This window comes from Ruegeria sp. HKCCD8929 (assembly GCF_013031405.1).
Taxonomy (GTDB): domain Bacteria; phylum Pseudomonadota; class Alphaproteobacteria; order Rhodobacterales; family Rhodobacteraceae; genus Ruegeria.
Genome location: NZ_WPZY01000008.1, coordinates 92350 through 107348, shown reverse-complemented (window position 1 = coordinate 107348; position 14999 = coordinate 92350). Strand labels below are relative to the sequence as shown.

Annotated in this window: 12 protein-coding genes and 1 pseudogene; 7 read left to right on the top strand and 6 right to left on the bottom strand. The window is 63.2% G+C overall.

Annotated features, from left to right (window positions below; translation table 11 throughout):
* Window positions 1-10 precede the first annotated feature (10 nt).
* The 5 genes from GOX53_RS14125 to lpxK all read left to right on the top strand — a co-directional run bounded on the left by GOX53_RS14125 (window position 11) and on the right by lpxK (window position 6389).
* Window positions 11-1591, top strand: coding sequence for an ABC transporter substrate-binding protein (locus GOX53_RS14125; protein ID WP_171177399.1), 1581 nt, complete (start codon window positions 11-13; stop codon window positions 1589-1591).
* Between the two features lie 232 nt (window positions 1592-1823).
* Entirely contained in the window at window positions 1824-3170 is a 1347-nt protein-coding gene (locus GOX53_RS14120; protein ID WP_171177398.1) for a TldD/PmbA family protein, read from the top strand.
* A complete protein-coding gene (locus tag GOX53_RS14115; RefSeq protein WP_171177397.1) occupies window positions 3157-3969 on the top strand; it encodes a 3'(2'),5'-bisphosphate nucleotidase CysQ in 813 nt (270 codons plus the stop codon). The genes GOX53_RS14120 and GOX53_RS14115 overlap by 14 nt, the downstream gene beginning before the upstream one ends.
* Window positions 3970-4168: 199 nt before the next feature.
* Window positions 4169-5404, top strand: coding sequence for a 3-deoxy-D-manno-octulosonic acid transferase (locus GOX53_RS14110; protein ID WP_371810309.1), 1236 nt, complete (start codon window positions 4169-4171; stop codon window positions 5402-5404).
* Window positions 5391-6389, top strand: a complete 999-nt coding sequence (lpxK, locus tag GOX53_RS14105; RefSeq protein ID WP_171177395.1) for a tetraacyldisaccharide 4'-kinase — start codon at window positions 5391-5393, stop codon at window positions 6387-6389. Before GOX53_RS14110 ends, lpxK begins: the two co-directional genes overlap by 14 nt.
* Here lpxK and GOX53_RS14100 read toward each other — a convergent pair.
* Genes GOX53_RS14100 through GOX53_RS14090 form a run of 3 tightly spaced genes read right to left on the bottom strand, consistent with a single transcriptional unit; the run spans window position 6386 to window position 8683 of the window.
* Window positions 6386-7498 (bottom strand): CaiB/BaiF CoA-transferase family protein, encoded by a 1113-nt coding sequence (locus GOX53_RS14100; RefSeq protein WP_171177393.1) that lies wholly within the window; start codon window positions 7496-7498, stop codon window positions 6386-6388. The genes lpxK and GOX53_RS14100 overlap by 4 nt on opposite strands.
* Window positions 7498-8163, bottom strand: coding sequence for a DsbA family protein (locus GOX53_RS14095; RefSeq protein ID WP_171177391.1), 666 nt, complete (start codon window positions 8161-8163; stop codon window positions 7498-7500). Before GOX53_RS14095 ends, GOX53_RS14100 begins: the two co-directional genes overlap by 1 nt.
* Before the next feature lie 13 nt (window positions 8164-8176).
* Window positions 8177-8683, bottom strand: coding sequence for a DUF721 domain-containing protein (locus tag GOX53_RS14090; RefSeq protein ID WP_171177389.1), 507 nt, complete (start codon window positions 8681-8683; stop codon window positions 8177-8179).
* Between the two features lie 81 nt (window positions 8684-8764).
* Between GOX53_RS14090 and mutY the strand changes: the two genes are divergently transcribed.
* Together mutY and GOX53_RS14080 are read left to right on the top strand one after the other, a co-directional pair.
* Window positions 8765-9820, top strand: a complete 1056-nt coding sequence (mutY, locus tag GOX53_RS14085) for an A/G-specific adenine glycosylase (protein WP_171177387.1) — start codon at window positions 8765-8767, stop codon at window positions 9818-9820.
* A gap of 61 nt (window positions 9821-9881) precedes the next feature.
* Window positions 9882-11030, top strand: coding sequence for an alkane 1-monooxygenase (locus GOX53_RS14080; protein ID WP_171177386.1), 1149 nt, complete (start codon window positions 9882-9884; stop codon window positions 11028-11030).
* Window positions 11031-11125: 95 nt separating this feature from the next.
* Here GOX53_RS14080 and GOX53_RS14075 read toward each other — a convergent pair whose 3' ends face one another.
* The 3 genes and pseudogenes from GOX53_RS14075 to GOX53_RS14065 form a co-directional block, all read right to left on the bottom strand.
* Window positions 11126-12307 (bottom strand): S8 family serine peptidase, encoded by a 1182-nt coding sequence (locus GOX53_RS14075; protein WP_171177384.1) that lies wholly within the window; start codon window positions 12305-12307, stop codon window positions 11126-11128.
* A 111-nt stretch (window positions 12308-12418) separates the two neighbouring features.
* The gene (locus GOX53_RS14070; protein WP_171177381.1) at window positions 12419-13804 is read right to left on the bottom strand and encodes an adenylate/guanylate cyclase domain-containing protein; all 1386 of its coding nucleotides are present in this window, start codon (window positions 13802-13804) and stop codon (window positions 12419-12421) included.
* Between the two features lie 257 nt (window positions 13805-14061).
* Window positions 14062-14993: pseudogene (locus GOX53_RS14065) on the bottom strand (IS5 family transposase).
* Window positions 14994-14999 lie beyond the last annotated feature (6 nt).

Genomic DNA, 14999 nt, shown 5'->3' with positions numbered 1-14999 from the left:
AGAGAAGTACATGACTTTCAAACATCTTCTTCTGGCGGCCAGCGCCACCGCGCTGATGGCCGCCGGAGCCTCGGCCGAGACGATCCGCTGGGCGCGCGCGGGTGACGCGCTGACGCTGGATCCGCATGCGCAGAACGAAGGCCCGACCTCTGCGCTGGCGCACCAGATCATGGAGCCGCTGGTGATGCGCGACATGACCGGCGCGATGGTACCGGCGCTGGCCACCGAATGGGGGCCGTCGGAAGAGAACCCTAATATCTGGGTGTTCAAGCTGCGCGAGGGCGTCACCTTTCATGACGGTGCCGAATTCGACAGCGAGGATGTGGTGTTCTCGCTCAACCGCGCGATGACACCGGATTCGGATTACAAGGAACTACTGGCTTCGGTGAAAGAGGTGCGCGCTGCCGACAAGTACACCGTCGAGATCGAGACCAACGGGCCAAACCCGATCATGCCCAACAACCTCACCAACATGTTCATGATGGATAAGACCTGGGCCGAGGCCAACGGCGCGGTCAAGGTGCAGGACTATGAGGGCGGCGAGGACACGTTTGCTGCCAAGAACGCCAACGGCACCGGACCGTACAAGCTGGTCAGCCGCGAACCGGACGTAAAAACCGTTCTGACGATGAACGAGAACTATTGGGGCAAAGACGAGTTCCCGATGGCTGTGACCGAGATCATCTACACTCCGATCCAGAACGCCGCGACCCGGGTTGCCGCGCTCTTGTCGGGTGAGGTGGACTTTATCCAGGACGTGCCGGTGCAGGATCTGGGCCGCGTGGCCGGAGCCGACGGTCTGGATGTGCGCACCGCGCCGCAGAACCGGGTGATCTTTTTCGGCATGAACCAGGGCGATGAGGATCTGGCCAACGACAATGTCGACGGCAAGAACCCCCTTGCGGATGTCCGCGTGCGTCAGGCCATGTCGATGGCAATCAACCGCGATGCCATCAAGCAGGTGGTGATGCGCGGTCAGTCGCAGCCCGCGGGCATGATCTCGCCCCCGTTTGTCAACGGCTGGGACGAGGCGATGGACAGCTCGTCCAAGACCGACATCGCCACCGCCAAGGGGCTGATGGAGGAAGCGGGCTATGGCGACGGGTTCTCGATCCAGCTCGACTGCCCGAACGACCGCTACATCAATGACGAGGCGATTTGTCAGGCCGCCGTCGGCATGCTGGCGCAAATCGGGGTCACGGTGAATCTGGATGCCAAACCCAAGGCACAGCACTTCCCGCTGATCAACAACCTTGAGACCGATTTCTACATGCTGGGCTGGGGTGTTCCGACCTACGACTCGGAGTACATCTTCAACTTCCTAGCCCACACCAAGGGTGAGAAATACGGCTCGTGGAATGGCACCCGCTTCTCGAACCCCGATCTCGACGCCAAGATCGAGGCGCTGGCATCCGAGACCAACCTGCCCAAGCGCGATGAAATGATCGCGGAGATTTGGCAAGTGGTGCAAGACGAACAGCTTTACATCCCGATCCACCATCAGGTGCTGAACTGGGGCATGAAGTCGAACGTGGGTACCATCGTGGCGCCGGACGACACCGCCAAGTTCAAGTATTTCACCATGAACTGAGCCTGATCACAGGCAAGGTAAGAATGGGCGGCGCGCAGGTGCCGCCCATTTTGGTTTTCGGCCACGCAGCATCAGTCTGTCGCTAGCAGCCAAGTTCTCGCGCCATGTCGCACGCTGCTTTTGCCGCAGCTCAACGAGATGAGCGCACCTGACCTCACCATTCTTTTCAGGCCCAGGGGCTTGCAGGACGGATGAGGCGCGGCTAGGTCCAAATCAAGGAAACGGAGGCCCCATGACCCGGACACCCGAAGAGATCAGCCAAGCCCTGCTGGACGCCGCCCGCAAGGCGGGGGCTGAGGCCGCCGATGCGATCGTGATCGAAGGGTCATCCGTTTCGGTCGAGGTGCGCGGCGGGGCGCTGGAACATGCCGAACGCTCCGAGGGCGCCGATCTGGGGCTACGGGTGTTGCTGGGCAAGCGGCAGGCCATCGTGTCCAGCTCGGACAGCCGTCCCGACACGCTGACATCCATGGCCGAGCGAGCTGTGGCGATGGCAAGGGAGGCGCCCGAGGACCCGTTTGCCGGGTTGGCCGCTGCGGATCAAGTGGCCCAGGACTGGGACGCGGACGTACTGGAATTGTTCGACGCCTCCCCCGAACCCTCCGCCGAGGCGCTGATGCAGGATGCCCTGACCGCCGAGGCCGAGGCCATGGCAGTCGAGGGTGTGACGCAGGTGTCGGACGCCGCGGCGGGCTATGGCGTGCACCGGGTGCATCTGGCCGCCACCAACGGGTTTTCGGGCGGGTATGCTCGGACCAGCCGCTCAGTCTCCTGCGTGGCGATCTCGGGCACTGGCACCGGCATGGAGCGCGACTACGACGGCGACAGTCGCACCTTTCAATCGGATCTGCGCAGCGCTTCCGAGATCGGTCGGAAAGCGGGCGAGCGGGCGACGCAACTGGTCGGCGCCCGGCAGCCGGCGACCGGCAGCTTTCCGGTTCTGTTCGATGAACGCATTTCCTCTTCGCTGATCGGTCATCTGGTGGCCGCCGCCAACGGCGCAGCGATTGCGCGTGGCGCCTCATGGCTCAAGGACAGTTTGGGAGAGCAGGTGCTGCCCGAGCATCTGTCGCTGATCGAAGACCCGCATCGCCCACGCATCGCCGGCTCGCGCCCGTTCGATGCCGAGGGGCTGCCGACCCGCCGCCGCGCGATTTTCGAGAACGGGGTTCTGACCGGATGGACGCTGGATCTGTCCAGCGCCCGCAAGCTTGAGATGACCTCGACCGGCAACGCGGCGCGCAGCGTGTCCGCACCGCCCTCGCCCAGCAACTGGAACCTCGGCCTGACGCAGGGCGACAAAAGCCGCGCGGACCTGCTGCGGGACATGGGTACCGGGCTGCTGGTCACCTCGATGATCGGCTCGACCATCAACCCCAATACCGGCGACTATTCGCGGGGCGCCTCGGGGTTCTGGGTCGAGAATGGCGAGATCACTCATCCGGTCAACGAATGCACCATCGCAGGCAATCTGCGCGACATGCTGAAACGGATCGTCCCGGCGAACGATGCGCGCACCTATCTCTCGCGCGTCGTCCCCTCGCTGCTGATCGAAGGGATGACCCTTGCCGGCAACTGACCTGCCCCTACTCATCGACGCCGCACTCGAGGCCGGGCGCATCGCCACAAGGTACTCGGGGCGCACGGCGCAGCGCTGGGACAAACCCGGGGACGCGGGCCCAGTGACCGAGGCCGATCTGGCCGTGAACACCATGCTCGAAGACCGGCTGCCGGGCGCCCGTCCCGGCTATGGCTGGCTCAGTGAAGAGACCGAGGACAGTACCGACCGGCTGGCTTGTGAGAGGGTATTTATCGTCGACCCTATCGACGGCACCCGCAGCTTTGCCGAAGGGTCCCGCACATGGGCGCATTCGCTGGCGGTGGCGCAGGGCGGTATCGTGACAGCGGCGGTGATCTATCTGCCGCAACGCGACCTGCTCTATGCCGCCGCCACCGGCCAGGGTGCCACGCTGAACGGCGAACCGATCAAGGTCTCGCAGAAAGCGACGCTGGCTGAGGCCGAGATACTGGCCGCAAAACCCAACCTGGACCCACGACATTGGCGGCAGGGTAGCGCGCCGGATTTCGCGCGCGCGTATCGCCCGTCACTGGCCTATCGCATGGCGCTTGTGGGACAGGGGCGGTTCGACGGAATGCTGACCCTGCGCCCCAGTTGGGAATGGGATATCGCCGCCGGCGACCTGATCCTGCGTGAGGCGTTGGGACGGTGCACGGATCGCACCGGGCAGCCCCTTCGGTTCAACAATCCACACCCCCGGCTGAACGGGATCGTCGCTGCGGGAACGCGCGTGCACCAGCAGTTGAGCGACGCGCTTGACCCCGCTGGAACCGGCATTCCCGGAACCGCAAAAACTTGACCTCGTTAATGAAAACCGTAGGTTGCCGGCAACCCCGCACCTCTGCGGGACTGGAAGGAGCGATCATTGACCCATCGCGCGCACCCTGCCCTTGACGGCACGTGCGACGCCCCGCTTGCGGGCACCGATGGAGGTACGCTTGCCGACGGCCAGAAGGCCGGGCTCACCTTACAAACCCGGACAGGGGCGGGCTGATCCCGTGGCGCGGTCTCGCTCACTCAGCCTCGCGGCCTACCGCGTGTTGTCGTGGCGCGGCGCGCCTCAAAACGGCGATGGGGCGCCGCAACGACCCGATGGAGAGCTTCTGTGGGTGCATGTCAGCGAGCGCGAGCGTCTTGCGCCGTTGAACGACCTGTGCCGCCGCCTGCTGGCGCAACGGGCAGAGCTCTCGGTGCTGTTGACCGGGCCCTCCGACGCCGACTTGGGCGAGTGGGGCGAAAGCTGCTCACCCTTGGTTCCGCTGCCGCAGGACAACGCAGGCGCCGTGCGCGGGTTTCTCGATCATTGGCGGCCCGAAATGGGGCTATGGTCCGGTGCGGGTCTGTTGCCCAACCTGATTTCAGACGCGGCGGGCCGGGATATCCCGATGGTGCTGCTTGAAGTCGATACACAGGAACTGGTCCCGCATAAGCCACGCTGGCTGCCCGATCTGCCTCGACAAACGTTGGAGTGTTTCGAATCCATTCTGGTCACGAATGACGAAACCGCCCGGCAGATCCGGCGGCTAGGCGTGATGTATGCCAAGGTCGCGATTTCGGCGCGTCTGCGCGTCAGCTCGAACCCCGCCCCGTGGCCCGAGGACGAATTGATCGAAACCAATCACGCGCTTGCAAGCCGGCCCGTATGGCTGGCCGCCTGGGTTCAGGACAAAGAGTTCATATCGGTCCTGACCGCTCATCGTCATGCATTGCGGCTGCTCCATCGGATGGTGCTGATCCTTCATGTCGCCGACGGCGCCGAGGCTGATCCGCTGCGCAAGAGGCTCGAGACAATGGATTTGCGTTGCGCCAATTGGGATGCCGGCGATGAGATCGAGGACACCACGCAGGTGATCCTGACCGCCTACCCCGAGGACTTGGGCCTATGGTACCGGGTGTCGCCTCTGACCTTCGTCGGCAGTTCACTGGAACCCGGCCCCGGCGGCAAGGATCCGCTAGTGGCGGTGGCTTTGGGCTCGGCGGTGATCCACGGACCCAATGTTGGCGAGCATGCGGACATATACAAGCGGTTGGCCGATGCCGGAGCGGCGCGTCAGGTCCGAACCGCCGAAGAGTTGGGCAAGGGCGTGGTCGAGCTGCTGTCGCCCGATCAGGCGGCCAGCGTGGCTCTGGCGGGCTGGCAAGTGGTCAGCGAGGGCGCGCAACTGACCGATCAGCTGATCGACATGGTGCAGGACCGGCTGGACAGGCGGAGGGCCGAACATGCGGGCACCTGAGTTCTGGCATACCGGCCCGGACCGCCTGGACTGGCGCGCCCGGCTGTTGTCACCACTGGGCAAGATCTACGCCCGTGCCACGGCTCGGCGGCTGGCTTCGGGCGCCGAGTTCCGGGCGCAGGTGCCGGTGATCTGCGTCGGTAACCTGAACGCAGGTGGCACCGGCAAGACCCCCACGGCGATATGGGTGGTGGAACAGCTGCGCGGCGCCGGGCACGAGCCGCATGTGGTCACACGCGGCTATGGCGGTTCGCTCGACGGGCCGGTGCAGGTCGATCCAGGGCGACACAAGGCCGACCAGGTGGGCGACGAGCCGCTGCTGCTGGCCGCCTTTGCCGAGGTCTGGGTCGCCAAGGATCGGGCCGCCGGTGCGCGTGCGGCGGCACAGGGCGGGGCGACTGTGATCGTGTTGGATGACGGGTTTCAGAATCCTGCCGTGGCCAAGGATTTCTCGCTAATCGTGGTGGATGCGGGCCAGGGTTTCGGCAACGGGCTGTGCCTGCCCGCCGGACCGTTGCGCGAGCCAGTCGATATCGGATTGCGGCGGGCGCATCTGGTGCTGTCGCTGGGAGACGAGGAGGCACAATGCGCGTTTTCTGATGTCTGGGGCGTGCGGTTGACCGTGCCTCACTCCACTGGCGAGGTGCGCGCATTGCAGACCGGGATGGACTGGAGCAGCACGCCGGTTCTGGCCTTTGCGGGCATCGGCAACCCGGCCAAGTTCTTTCGCACCCTGCGCCAGCAGGGCGCTCAGGTGCTACGGGCCGAGGCGCTGGACGACCACCAACCGCTGACGACTGCAATGATGACCCGGCTGGAGAATGAGGCGAAGCTGCTTGGCGCACAGATGGTGACGACCGAAAAGGACGCGGTGCGCCTGCCACCCGCATTCCGCAGCAAGGTGATCACCTTGCCGGTGCGCCTGCATGTGCCCGAGGCGGAGAAGGTACGCGCGATGATGCTGGCAGCCGCGCCTGCGCCTTAGCTGTCTTCGCCCAGCTTCGGCGCGGGCCGGTGCAGAGCCAGGTCCGCATCCGAAAAGACAAAGGGTGAGCGCACGCCCGGCACCCCGTCCAGCTCGATCTGCATCCCGCGCGCCACAACCTGCGGATCGGCCATCACTTCGTCCAGTGTGTTGATCGGCCCGGCGGGGATGCCCTGCGCCTCACAAGCGGCGAGCAGATCGAGCTTGGCCCATTGCGCCGTCGCCCCGTTCAGCCGCGCGATCATCACCCGGCGATTGGCCAGCCGGTCCTTGTTGCGCAGAAACTCGGGCGCCTCTGCCATATCATCGAGGCCCAGCACCCGGCAGAGCCGCTGATACTGCCGGTCATTGCCGGTGGCGATGATGATATGCCCGTCGTTACAATCGAAGACTTGATAGGGCGCGAGGTTCACATGCGCGTTGCCCATCCGCTCCGGCGCCTTGCCGGTGGTCAGATAGTTCAGCGCCTGATTTGCGGTGACGGCCACCGCCACGTCCAGCAGCGCCATATCCACATGCTGCCCGCGCCCGGTACTCTCACGTTGGTGCAGTGCCGCCAGAACCCCCGCAACCGCGTAGATACCGGTAAAGACATCGGTGATCGCCACACCTGCCTTTTGCGGCTGGCCATCGGGCTCACCGGTGATCGACATCAGCCCGGACATACCCTGAATGATGAAATCATAGCCCGCACGGTGCGCATAAGGCCCGGTTTGGCCGAACCCGGTGATCGAGCAGTAGATGAGGCGCGGGTTGACCCGTTTCAGGCTGTCATAGTCCAGCCCATATTTCTTCAACCCGCCGACCTTGAAGTTCTCGATCAGGATATCGGCATCCGCCACCAGCTCGCGCACTTGCGCCTGCCCTTCGGGGGTCGAAAAATCCACTGTGACCGAGGCCTTGCCCCGATTGGCCGAATGGTAATACGCGGCCGAGACATCTTCGCCCCGCGTCACAAACGGAGGGCCCCAGGCGCGGGTGTCATCGCCTGCGGGCGATTCCACCTTGATGACCTCGGCGCCCAGATCGGCAAAAGTCTGGCCGGCCCAGGGGCCAGCCAGAATACGTGCCAGTTCGATGACTTTCAGACCGGCAAGCGGTGCCGTCATCAGCTACCCAGTTCCGCTTCGATCAGTTTCTTGAATTCGGCATAAGACTGGTTATCCACTTTCTTGCCGTTCATCACGAAGCTGGGCGTCGCGTTGATTCCATCACGCTCGGCGTTTTCCTGATACCAGGCGACCAGCGTCTGCGCCCGTGTAGCGTCCTGCAGACAGGCATCCAGCTGCTCGTTGCTGATCCCGGCCTTCAGGCCGATCTTGCGCAACGCAGCCACGATCTCGGACGGACCGCCCGCGCGCGCCCAGTTGGACTGTTCCTTGAAGATCAGATCGGTCAGGCCAAAGAACTTGTCCGGCCCGGTGCAGCGCGCCACCATCGAGGCCCACAGCCCGTAGCGGTCAAAGTAGACCTCACGGTAGACGAATTTGACCTTGCCGGTGTCGATGAAATCCTTCTTGAGCTGCTTGTACGGCCCGTCATGGAACGACGCGCAATGCGGACAGGTGAACGAGGCGTATTCGATGATCTCGACCGGCGCGTCGTCTGCACCCTGAACCATCTCGACGATGGTCGAGGTGTCGATATCGGCCTCTTGCGCCTCGGCACTGCCGATCAGCGGATTGGCAGGCGTGTTCGAGGGCGACTGAGTCAGCCAGTAGGCGCCTGCCGCCATGGCGACGGCCGCACAGATTACGGTTGCAAAACGGGTCATTCTCAGCCCTTTCTCAGCGTTTTTGCTTGGATAAAACGTTGCGGCCCAGACGTTCAAGGGCAGAGCGCAGATCGGTGTCGTGCACGTCTCCGGCGGCCTTGCTCGCCTCGGCGGCAATTTCGGGTGCGATTTCGGGTTTTGCCGGTTTCGGCTTGTGTTCGAAACTGGCCTGCCCCTCGGCAAATCCGGTCGGAGCGGTCTGGGTGATGCGCACGCGGCTGATGGCGTTGTAGCCGTAGACGGCGTTCACCTTGGCGCGTAGCTGTTCCTTCTGCATTTCCAGCATCGGCGCCTGCGGCCCGGTGGTCAGCACGGTCAGCGTGGCCCCGAACCCGCCGCGCCCATAGCCCACATTGACGGGCCGCGCGATGGCGGCGATGTCCTGCCCCACGACCTCTGCCCAATGTGTCAGCAAACGCGACACCGCAAAGCCCCGGCTTTCCCCGGCACGCCGGATCTGGTCGTTGAGCAGCGTCGCGGTGCGTTTGAACCCGCGGGTGGTGGAACGTCTGGGCGGCATCTGGTTTCCGACTCCTCAGGCGCTATTGTAGTGAGCGTCTGGCCGGGTGCCAGCGAAACCCGACGGGCAGAGGAATAAAACTTGCGTGACGACGTTGAATTCGATGTGAGCGGGGCGCTGCTGGGCTGGTACGACCTGCATGCGCGTAAGATGCCGTGGCGGGTGGGCCCGGCGGACCGTGCGGCGGGTGTGCGGCCCGATCCCTATCGTGTGTGGCTGTCCGAGGTCATGTTGCAGCAGACCACTGTTGCGGCAGTGCGAGACTATTTCCAGCGCTTCACAGCCCGGTGGCCCAGGGTCGAGGCGCTGGCCGCGGCACCGGATGAGCACGTGATGGGCGAATGGGCCGGGCTTGGCTACTATGCCCGCGCGCGCAACCTGCTGAAATGCGCACGGGTGGTTGCGCGGGAGCACGATGGGCAGTTTCCCGACAGCTACGATACCTTACTGACCCTGCCCGGCATCGGCCCGTATACCGCCGCCGCCATCGCTGCCATTGCATTTGACAGACCCGAGACCGTGCTGGATGGCAATGTCGAGAGGGTCACGGCTCGGTTTCATGACATTCACGAGCCCCTACCCGGCTCGAAACCGCTGCTGAAACAGTATGCCGAGGCGCTGACACCGGCGATCCGTCCCGGAGATTACGCGCAGGCGGTGATGGATCTAGGTGCCACGATCTGCACCCCAAAATCCCCCGCCTGCGGCATATGCCCTCTCCGAGAACCGTGCCGCGCGCGGCTTGCTGGAACGGCGCCTGAACTGCCGAAGAAGAGCCCGAAAAAGCCCAAGCCAACCCGCTATGGATACGCCTATCTTGCCCGCCGGGCCGATGGGGCGGTGCTGCTGGAGCGACGGCCTGACAAGGGCCTGCTTGGGGGCATGCTGGGCTGGCCGGGCTCGCACTGGTCCGAAACGCCGGTCGAGATGCCGCCTTTTGAGGCGGGCTGGCAGGTTCTGACCGGCGAGGTTCGCCATACCTTCACCCACTTTCACCTGATCTTGCATCTGCGCAGCGCGGTTCTGCCCGACGATCTGGAACCGGACGGGCTGCAGATCATCGGCAAACACGCGTTCCGCCCCTCGGACCTGCCGACGGTGATGCGCAAGGCCTATGATCTCTGGCGCGGCCAATAGACCGGTGGGCACTGACTGAAACTGAGAGTAAACTGCCGCCGCAAAGCTCTGGAACAAAACGATGATCGCATCCGAAACCCTGTCGCGCTGGCAAACCGCCCTGCCCTTCTGGATCTCTCTGCTATTGGTCCCGCTGATCTGGCTGTCGGCAATGGCGGGCGGCTGGTGGCTGGTGCTGGTGCCGCTGTCGACTTGGTGGGCCTTCGCCGTGCTGGACGGGTTGACCGGACCCGAGTTGCAGAACGCGGACCCTGACACGCCGGACGACGATCTGCACTGGTACATCCTGCTGACGCAGATATGGGCTCCGATCCAGTTCCTGACCCTGTTCGGCCTGATCTGGTATGCCGCCCACAGCACGCATCTGGGAACGGTCGAAAAGATCGTGCTGTTTTTTGGCATGGGGGTGCTGTCGGGCACGATCGGGATCAATTACAGCCATGAGTTGATGCACCAGAAGGGCCGGACCGAGCGCTGGCTGGGCGATATCCTGCTGGCGATGGTGCTCTACTCACATTTCCGGTCTGAGCATCTGCTCGTCCATCACCGCTATGTCGGCACCCCGCGCGACCCGGTGACGGCGTGGTATAACGAGGGGTTTCACCGCTTCTATCCACGAGTGCTGCGCCAAAGCCTGCACTCGTCCTTCCGCGCCGAGCGCGAGAAACTGGCCCGCAGGGATCTGCCGTGGACCGATCCGTCAAACCCGTTCTGGCGCTACTGGGCGCTGCAGGGCGCGATGCTGCTGCTGGCGCTGCTGATCGGTGGCTGGGCCGGGTTGGGCCTGTTTCTGGTGCAGGCGGGCACCGCCATCTGGCAGCTTGAGCTGGTGAACTATGTAGAGCATTATGGCCTGACCCGCAAACATTTGGGGGACGGCAAATACGAGCATGTCCGCCCCCGGCATTCGTGGAACTCGGCGCAGAAGGCCTCGAACTGGCTGCTGATCAACCTGCAACGGCACTCGGACCATCATTACAAACCCGACCGCCGGTTCCCGTTGCTGCAGAATCACACGGATGATGCCGCGCCACAGCTGCCTTACGGCTATCCGGTGATGACCATTGCGGCGATGATCCCGCCGCTCTGGCGCGGCGTGATGAACCCGCGCGTGCGCGCCTGGCGGCGGCGGTACTATCCCGAGATCACCGACTGGCGGCCCTACAACAAGGCCGCCAACGCTCTGCCGCGTCAGAGCCCGTCGCGGTAAATCGCATCCTCCGGCAGTAGCGAACGCGTTATGCTTAGCAAACGCTGTCTCGCCGATGCCTTCGGGTTCACAATTCCGATCAAACGCGACCCGTTTTAGGGCCGTTTCGGCGCCCGCGCCATCCCGTCCCCGCGCAACGGAATCTCGATCCCGGGCGCAAAAACGCTGGGATCGCTGGCCGTGCGCAGCCGCGCTTTGACCGCCTCGCTTGTGGCCGGGAAGCCGCTGTTGGCGGCGCGCTGCCACCACAACGCGGCCAGTCCGGCGACATGCGGCGTTGCCATGCTGGTTCCATTCAGCGCACGCAGGCCGCCACCGACATTGGCCGACAGCACGTTTACCCCCGGCGCGCTGACCGTCGGGTTGGTGTTCGAGAAATCGGCGATCCCGAACCCGGCACCGGTGTTCGGAGACGCAGCACCCACCGAGACGATCCCGCGCGCAGCCGCCGGTAGCGAGGCGCTGACCTCCAGATCTGGGTTTACGTCACGCAGCGACTCGTTCCCGGTGGCCGCACACACGACGGCGCCACCATTGAACGCAGCCCGGGCCGCCATCAGGTCCATGATCCGGTCAAACACGCGCAGGTTCATCCGATACGCCTCAAGCGCGATCGACGCGGCAAGCAGCTCCGGCACGTCCTGTTCGATGAGCCGTTCGACCAGCCCTGGAAAGTCGAAGCCAAGCGACATCGAGAGCACCTTGGCATTGTTGTCCGAGGCCCAGTTCATTGCCTGAAACAGCCAGTCCGACTGCCCGCTTCCATCGTTGCCCAACACCTTACCGATCAGGGCATCCGTCACGCCCGGCGCCACACCGATGCGAGTGCCGTCCACGTCGCGGCCAAAGACGGTTCCGGCACAATGGGTGCCATGGCCCTGCACATCGCCATTCCCCGATCCGGTAAAATCCCGCTCGATCAGGTTCACCCCGGCGAACGCCGCATGGCCCGCGTCGATGCCGGTATCAAGCACGCAGACCCGAACACCGGACCCGTCCTCGGCTGCCGTGTCGGCCCCCACGGCAGTCACACCCCAGGTCGGTTCAGCCCCGGCCGGTGCCTCGCCTTCTGTCGGTTCGATCAAACGGGTGGGCATCGATCGGGCCATTTCGACGACTTCGGGATCGGCCTGCGCGTCTCGGATATCCGTCCCTTCCAGAGATTCGACGCTCAGCTCCGGCTCGGGTGCGTCGCTTGCTGCAAGGTTTCTGGGACCGAGGCCTTCCTCAAATGTCCGGCCAACATTCTTGTTGCGCAGAATAATAAAGTCGCTCATGGCGCTCTCCTAAAATCATCAAAAATAAATTCAGAAGGTCAGCATACCAGAAAACCCGGATCGCGTCTCACTATGAAACTCAGCCCACCGCGGTGTGAGCGAAGGCTTGCCTCAATCCAGAGACCAGACAGTCATCGGCGCCTCCAAACCCCGAACGGCCTGGTTTTCGTGAGACTCAAAGCCCGTTAGCAAATCTGCCTCTTTGGCGGATTCCGCCAGTGTCTGCGTCCGGATTGCATCGCTGATGACAACGCGCGCCTGCAAGTCACGGGTCGTGGCCTCAAGCTTGGCGGCTACGTTCACCGCATTGCCGATCACCGCGAACTCCAGCCGGTTGGCACCGATGTCACCGAGCACCACCTGACCGTAGTGCAGCCCTATTCCCGCCTGGATTTCGGGATCACCTGCGCGCCGCCGCTCCAGGTTCCAGCGTTCGATGACGTCGACCATCGACCGGGCGCAGGCCAGCGCGTTGGTGGCGTCCCGCTCGCCCGCGACCGGCGTGCCGAAGGTGGCCATCAGACCGTCGCCCAGATACTTGTCCAGGGTACCGTGATGTCGGAAGACTTCTGTCTCCATCCTGGCGTGAAAGCCGCGCAGCAGTTCGATAACCTCATAGGCGTCCCGGTTCGCCGCGAATTTGGTGAAACCCACGATGTCGATGAACAACACGGCGATATTCTCTTTACGGACCTGTTTCAGCGGCTCGTCATTCTGGCTCAATTCATCCACCACATTGGGCGAGAAATAGCGCGAGAGATTTGCCCTTTCCCGTTCCAGCCCGGCATTGGTCATCAACAGGCGGTTCAGCCGCCGCATCGACACGCCGAGGGTGACCGCGACCATCATGAAGACGATGACCTGTTGAATGCGTTGCGGGATCATGAAGCTGTTGGGATCGAGAAACTCTGCCACGTCGGGAAACCCGGCAAAGGCCTTGGACACCTGCTCGCTCAGTCCCGGGATGGGTGTGGCAAACCACCATGCGGCGATCCAGCCGATGGTCCACATGCCAGCGGTCCATGACCCGATGGCAATCACGGTGCGCCACGAATAAGCCAGCGTCCCAGCGGCCAGAATGATGAAAAAATATTGGAAGTTATCGAACCGGTATTGCATCGCCAAGGGCCGTACATCGTCGCTGAAGGGGTTGGGGACCACCATTCCCAGCGTCATGATCAACAGATCGAAAAAGATCAGCAACAACTCGACCCGCGACTGCCCGACCCGGCCCGCCCGACGGATCAGCCAGCCATTGGCGCAGATCAGGGCCAGGATGAAGTGATAATACAGAACGTCCCAGTTCGGGTTGAGATAGACGAGAAGGACCGCGGTCAGGCCCATCGCGATCCAGCGCGCGCGCACCGCCAGTTCCAACCCCTCGCGCTTGTGCCGTTCAAGCGCGGCCTCGGTGTATTTGTTGTCCAGATCGAACTCGTCCGGCTGGGTCAGAAAGAATCTGCCGGACCTCGGCTGGGCCACGCTGGTATCGGTCATGCCTCGGGCTCCCTCGTGTCATGACAGAAGATAGGGATCATGCTGCCACCCAACACCCCTGTGCTGCAAAGTAAATACCATTCTGGATGGGGGTACGCTTGATTGCCGTGATGTTGGAGTTTTCCAAAGCAAGAAAGGCACGGCACTCCTAGAAGCAACGCAGCGTTTCCGGCGCGGCGATGATCGGATGCACACCTCAGCGGGGCTTTGTTGCACAAATCGGGTTTTGAGCGGATTTCCCCTTACCCGAGACGGACTTATGCTACAGGCTCTGTGACGGGTATGCCAATAGCCGTGTAACGGTTGAGCACGACAATCCGGACCTGAAGCTCAGCGATCTGCCGATCAAAGTCGTGTGCCATGAGGCCTTGGCCAAGCAGTTTGACGCAGTTCATCTTTGTCTCTGCGCGGCTTCGTCGGTGATATCCGCTCAACTTTCGTCACAATGCCCGTCCGAGATATTTGCAGGCTCTTACGGCTTCGTTTCGCGCGATGGCGCCCGCCGTGGTTGGGTTCCAAAGCTGGGCATTTTTGCGCGGTGGGATGATGGCAGCGGCTCCCCGAGCAGCAATCACATTGTGACATCTTCGCGTGTCGTAAGCCCCGTCAGCGGTGACGGTGGCAATCTCTTGATCCGGTGGGATTTGCTCCAGCAGGTCGGGCAGCATTGGGGCATCGCCGATGTTGCTTGTCGTGACACCAACCGCGCGGATTTCCAGGGTTTCCTCATCCATTGCGAGGTGAAGCTTGCGCCACAGGCGTTTCTTGCTCCCGCCATGCTTACGCGCGTTCCATTCTCCTTCACCCTCAGCCTTGATCCCGGTCGCATCAATCAGCAGATGCAACGGCCCAGTTCCGCCACGATATGGGATGGAGACGCTCAACGTCTTTTGACGACGGCAAAGGGTGCTGAAGTCTGGCACTTTCCAGCCGAGCCCTGCCAGCCGCAGCAAGCTTTCGACGAAGCCGGGGTCTGGCGAAGCGGCATCCCAAACAGCACCTTCAATGTGAGGCAAACCTGGATCGCGGCATCGCTGTACTCCGGTTGATGCCCGCGCTTACCGGTTGCGGGCGGGCACCATTCCATCTCGGGATCAAGCCAGATCGAAAGTGAACCGCGTTGCTTCAGCGCGGTGTTGTACGAAGGCCAGTTCTTGGTCTTGTACTTCCTAGGGGACCAACTGCTCATGCCACC

Coding starts and splice junctions, on each gene's coding strand:
- GOX53_RS14125 (WP_171177399.1), top strand. CDS start 11: ATGACTTTCAAACATCTTCTTCTGGCGGCCAGCGCCACCGCGCTGATG.
- GOX53_RS14120 (WP_171177398.1), top strand. CDS start 1,824: ATGACCCGGACACCCGAAGAGATCAGCCAAGCCCTGCTGGACGCCGCC.
- lpxK (WP_171177395.1), top strand. CDS start 5,391: ATGCGGGCACCTGAGTTCTGGCATACCGGCCCGGACCGCCTGGACTGG.
- GOX53_RS14100 (WP_171177393.1), bottom strand. CDS start 7,498: ATGACGGCACCGCTTGCCGGTCTGAAAGTCATCGAACTGGCACGTATT.
- GOX53_RS14095 (WP_171177391.1), bottom strand. CDS start 8,163: ATGACCCGTTTTGCAACCGTAATCTGTGCGGCCGTCGCCATGGCGGCA.
- GOX53_RS14090 (WP_171177389.1), bottom strand. CDS start 8,683: ATGCCGCCCAGACGTTCCACCACCCGCGGGTTCAAACGCACCGCGACG.
- GOX53_RS14080 (WP_171177386.1), top strand. CDS start 9,882: ATGATCGCATCCGAAACCCTGTCGCGCTGGCAAACCGCCCTGCCCTTC.
- GOX53_RS14075 (WP_171177384.1), bottom strand. CDS start 12,307: ATGAGCGACTTTATTATTCTGCGCAACAAGAATGTTGGCCGGACATTT.
- GOX53_RS14070 (WP_171177381.1), bottom strand. CDS start 13,804: ATGACCGATACCAGCGTGGCCCAGCCGAGGTCCGGCAGATTCTTTCTG.